Annotated in this window: 4 protein-coding genes; 3 read left to right on the top strand and 1 reads right to left on the bottom strand. The window is 44.8% G+C overall.

Annotation, left to right across the window (positions count from 1 at the left end):
• The first annotated feature begins 314 nt into the window (after positions 1 to 314).
• Positions 315 to 1,499, top strand: coding sequence for a calcium-binding protein (locus JGK39_RS32545; protein ID WP_293262320.1), 1,185 nt, complete (start codon positions 315 to 317; stop codon positions 1,497 to 1,499).
• Between the two features lie 114 nt (positions 1,500 to 1,613).
• Complete coding sequence (locus JGK39_RS32550) at positions 1,614 to 2,663, top strand: calcium-binding protein (RefSeq protein WP_293262317.1); 1,050 nt, start codon at positions 1,614 to 1,616, stop codon at positions 2,661 to 2,663.
• Between the two features lie 142 nt (positions 2,664 to 2,805).
• Here JGK39_RS32550 and JGK39_RS32555 read toward each other — a convergent pair whose 3' ends face one another.
• A complete protein-coding gene (locus tag JGK39_RS32555; RefSeq protein WP_293262314.1) occupies positions 2,806 to 3,282 on the bottom strand; it encodes an ankyrin repeat domain-containing protein in 477 nt (158 codons plus the stop codon).
• A 36-nt stretch (positions 3,283 to 3,318) separates the two neighbouring features.
• Between JGK39_RS32555 and JGK39_RS32560 the strand changes: the two genes are divergently transcribed.
• On the top strand, positions 3,319 to 4,599 hold the full coding sequence (locus JGK39_RS32560; RefSeq protein WP_293262311.1) for a lipid-A-disaccharide synthase: 1,281 nt from the start codon (positions 3,319 to 3,321) through the stop codon (positions 4,597 to 4,599).
• The last annotated feature ends 273 nt before the right edge of the window (positions 4,600 to 4,872 follow it).

Raw genomic sequence — 4,872 nt, forward strand, 5'->3', positions numbered from 1 at the left:
TGCGCAATGGGCACCTTACGGCTTAGGAATGGAAAGGACTGATACCAATTCACTATGAAGCTGCACGACCTTGTTCGCCTAAAATCCTTTCCGGTAAAGTATCTATTCCATGCAGCGGAGAAAGAAAAATGGTATAATACCGATAATTGATAACTTTTTTTTCAGATCGCACTTTACTTTCTCAAACGAGCAACCATTAGAAATCATCGAGTTTAAGTGATATTTAACTGACGCTATCACCCGATTGGGTGATAGGGTCAGTTCCTGATGAGTGATAGGTTTCACAAATAAGTTATTAAATTCGCAGAAAAACAATGGCTAATTACGCAATTTTTGACGAAAAATACTACCTTGCTCAATATCCGTGGGTCAAACCAGCCATTGATGCAGGAGTTATCAAATCTGGAAGAGAACACTTTGAAAAATTTGGTCAAGCCGGAGGTTTAACAAAAGTATCACGTTACTTTGATGAAGATACTTACCTCGCTGGCAACCCAGACATCGCTGCCTTAGTCCGCACTCCTAGCAACCCAAACAAACCTTTTGCAACAGGATTAGACCACTTTATTCAGTTCGGTTACGAAGAAGGTCGATCGCGCGTATCACCACACTACGACGAAGCATTTTATCTGGCAAATAACCAACAGTTGCAGCCGTTGATTCAGAATGGAACTTTTAAAAGTGGCTACCAGAATTTCATTCAATTCGGCATCAAAGATAGTGAATCTGGAATTTCATTTTTAGAAACAGGATACTTCCAAACTGGACCCAGCGTTCAACAACCGTTTCCCCTGGTCAAATACAGTCAATCGATCGCCACTTCATTTTTAGAAGTAGGATATTTACAAAACAACCTCGACGTTCTACCGGTCGTCCAATTGGGAGCTTTGAAAACTGGTAGGGAACATTACTTCAATTTCGGGAAAGATGAACCCAGTCGATGTGCAACTTTTGTCGGAACTTCTGGTAATGACATCCTCACCAGTTTTGGGGTGGGAAAAGTTGAATTAATTGGAGTTGAAGTAGGCTTGTATCCCGGCAACTTCCGAGTCAACAACGTAATAGCTGAAAGTACGGGCAGCGATGAATTCGATACTCTCATTGGCGGTAGCGGCAGCGATAAATTTATGCTAAGTAATGCTTACTTGGACACTCCGCGGTTCTCTCCAAACACGCAAGAGTTCTACCGAGGGCCGGGCTTTGCTACAATTCGGAACTTTACCAAAGGTCAGGATAGCATTCAGCTAGGATCGACAGTTAATTCCTCAACAGACTCTTACTTAAATAATTTCTCGGTGTCTCCCATAAACAATAATCGAGATTTAGCTATCCAGCGGAAGGTCTTTAGCAACCCTATAAATGATCGAGTGCCATCAATCAGTAACCTTGACACGATCGCTGTTATTGAAGGCGGCGGAAACCTGACTTTGAATCAATTACCATCATCTAACACTCTTATACCACCATCACCTAACAATCTGACATTTTTAATTGGGTAGAAATCTCGAAGCTATTCAGGATTTACCCGATCGCTGCTGGGGAGTGCGATCGCACTTTATGATACGAACAACTCATATTTCCAGATCGCACTTTACGTTCTTAAATAAACAACCATGAATTACGATATCTTTGACGAAAAATACTACCTTTCCCAATATCCGTGGCTGAAACCAGCGATTGATGCAGGAATCATAAAATCAGGGAAAGAACACTTTGAAAAATTTGGTCAAGCCGCCGGCCTCACCAAAATATCGCGGTACTTTGACGAAGATACCTATCTAGCTCAAAATCAAGATATTGCTAGCTTAGTTCGCACTGCTAGCAACAAAAGTCTACCTTTTGCATCTGGTTTAGACCACTTTATCCAGTTTGGCTACGAAGAAGGCCGCACGCGAGTATCGCCTGACTACGACGAAACTTTTTACCTAAAACGACACCCGGAAATCACTCGGTTTGTGCAGAATGCAACTTTTAAATCCGGTTTTCAGCATTTTATCAAATTCGGAAAAACAGAAGGTAGGTACGGGACAAGTTTCTTAGAACCGCGTTACTTGCTAGACAACCCCGATGTGGCGGCGGTTGTCGAGGCTGGAAATTTAAAAACTGGTCGAGAACACTATCTCAAATTTGGGCAATTCGAGAAAAATCGATCGGCCATTTTTACAGGAACCAACGGGAATGATATTGTTACGGGATTTCAAACAGGCACAAATCAAATTGTCGGGATGCAAGTAGCTTTAGCGACAACACAAACGAGTTATAATAAGAATAAGTATGACGCTTTGACATTCAATGAATCGAATAGGAACTTTTTCATGTCCACCAATGAATTCGATACGCTGATTGGCACTGCCGGCACTGATTACTTCGTTCTGGGTGATGTTTACCCCAACAACCGACCTAGCTTGATCGCCTGGATGTCGTTTTATACTGGCAGTGGCGAAGCAAGGATTGTAAATTTTGAAAAAGGAAAGGATTACATTCAACTCGCGGAAAGCTTTACTCAAATTAGCCTACTTCCATCAGGCCCAGACTTGCTTATCCAGAAATCGGGAGATACACTTGCCAGGATTCAGGGGGGAGCTAATCTAACTCTGGAACAAGCTTCTACTAGGAGCACTCCTTTTCTAAGTCCTGGCATCCCTATAACTTTGTTAATCTAAGAAACATCAATATTCTGTTTCGGCTTCCCACAAAAGCAGTAAAAATTATGATGAGAATACTTTACAGAGCATAATTAGTGGCAGCATCTTACTACTTGTAGGGTGCGCATTGCGCACCTTACTACTACGATCGCACAGTTTGTTAAGCCCGATCGCGCGCCAGCTTCAAAACCTCAACGACATCTTGGTGCTTTTCCGAGGATGCCCAAATTAACGCAGTCCAAGTATTATTATCTTTTGCTTTGAGATCGGAACCTCGATCGATCAAAACCTGCACAACATCAGCGCGCCCGCTACCCGCCGCACTCATCAAAGCCGTCAAACCAAAAGCAGTTTTAGCATTCACCTCCGCCCCCGCATCCAGCAAAAGCTGTACAATCTCGGTATGTCCGGCAGCAGCGGCACTCATTAACGCCGTCCAACCGTCATTATCCTGACTGTTAGCATCCGCACCTGCTGCGAGCAATTTTTTGACAATATCAGCATTGCCAACCTCAGCCGCAGCCGTCAAAGCCGTCGCGCCTTCGTCATCTTTGGCGTTGATATCTGCACGTTGTTCGATCGCACATTCCACAGCCGCCACATCACCCATCTTGACGGCATCCATTAAATCTGTCATAAATTCTCCCTTGTATCCTTTTAAATCTTAAATGCTATGACAGTCGATATTTTAATCCTCTCCAACGGGCCCGGAGAATTAGCAACTTGGGTGCGTCCCGCCGTGCAAGCATTGCGCCAGCAATTGGCAAACAAGGGCACAGAAGCGCGCATCTCGGTGGTGCTGTCCCCCTGTCCGCACGCCACGGGGAAAGAAGCAGAAATCGCATCTAACTACCCAGAAGTGGACAGAGTGCAAGCACCGGAGCATTTTTTTCGATTTTTATTATCGGGCAAAACAGCCCAAAATTGGGATTGGTACAAAACCGGAGTTGTTTTGTTTTTAGGCGGCGACCAATTTTTTACAGTTGTTATTGGCAAAAGGCTAAAATATCGCACGGTTACTTATGCGGAATGGGACGGGCGGTGGTATCGCTGGATTGATAGGTTTGCGGCGATGAAACCGGACGTTTTTGCTAAAGTTCCGCAAAAATATGCTGATAAATTTGCAGTTGTGGGAGATTTAATTGCGGAAGTAGGCGATCGGAAATCGGATGCAAAAGCCGGGGCGGGCACGCACCATCCACCGCCCCTACAAAATATTGAATTAATTGGATTGTTACCGGGTTCTAAGGCGGCAAAATTAGCTTTAGGTGTACCGTTGTGTTTGGCGATCGCGCAATCGATCCATCGAGTCCGCCCTGAAACGCGCTTTGTAATTCCGGTTGCTCCTACCTTAGATGTGCAAACTCTAGCACGTTTTGCCGACCCCGAACAAAATCCCTGCCTGCATTTATTTGCCAATGCTAGCGCGGAACTTCATTTAACAGAATCGCCGTTTTTGCAGACAGCAACTGGTTTACAAATAGAACTTTGGACGCAAACTCCTGCCTACGATTTGCTATCACAATGCAGTCTGTGTTTGACTACTGTGGGAGCGAATACTGCGGAATTGGGTTCCTTAGCTGTACCGATGATTGTGTTGATTCCGACGCAGCAGTTGGATGCGATGAAAGCTTGGGATGGTTTGCCAGGATTGCTGGCCAATTTGCCGTTAGTCGGTTCTGTTTTTGCGACGGGGATTAATTGGCTAATTCTGCAATTGGGAAAGGGAAAGCTGTATGCTTGGCCGAATATCTGGGCGGGCGAGGAGATTGTGCCGGAGTTGATCGGGCGGCTGGAGGCGGATGTTGTGGCTGAAATGGCGATCGACTATTTGAGCCATCCTGATAAATTAGCACTCGTTGGCGATCGTTTGCGGAGTGTGCGCGGCGAATCCGGGGCGGCGCGGAAAATCGCTGCGTTGGTTTGTGAAGAAGTCGATTTTATCAGTAATTAATTGTCGTAGGGGCGGGTTCACCAACAATATCCAACAAAAACCAACAATTTAAATAAACCCGCCCCCACCCCACAGATAATATCAAATCTACCTCAAAATCCCTCCAAATTTCCCTATCTACCCAAATATCGTAGGGGCGGGTTCACCAACAATATCCAACAAAAATCAACAATCTAAATAAACCCGCCCCCACCCACAGAAAATATCAATCTGCATTATTTCATGACCATCAAAATTGATGCAGCCTGTTAGTTATTTGTTGGGTTGGGGCGG

Source organism: Microcoleus sp. PH2017_12_PCY_D_A (assembly GCF_020738565.1).
GTDB lineage: Bacteria > Cyanobacteriota > Cyanobacteriia > Cyanobacteriales > Microcoleaceae > Microcoleus.

Coding starts and splice junctions, on each gene's coding strand:
- JGK39_RS32545 (WP_293262320.1), top strand. CDS start 315: ATGGCTAATTACGCAATTTTTGACGAAAAATACTACCTTGCTCAATAT.
- JGK39_RS32550 (WP_293262317.1), top strand. CDS start 1,614: ATGAATTACGATATCTTTGACGAAAAATACTACCTTTCCCAATATCCG.
- JGK39_RS32555 (WP_293262314.1), bottom strand. CDS start 3,282: ATGACAGATTTAATGGATGCCGTCAAGATGGGTGATGTGGCGGCTGTG.
- JGK39_RS32560 (WP_293262311.1), top strand. CDS start 3,319: ATGACAGTCGATATTTTAATCCTCTCCAACGGGCCCGGAGAATTAGCA.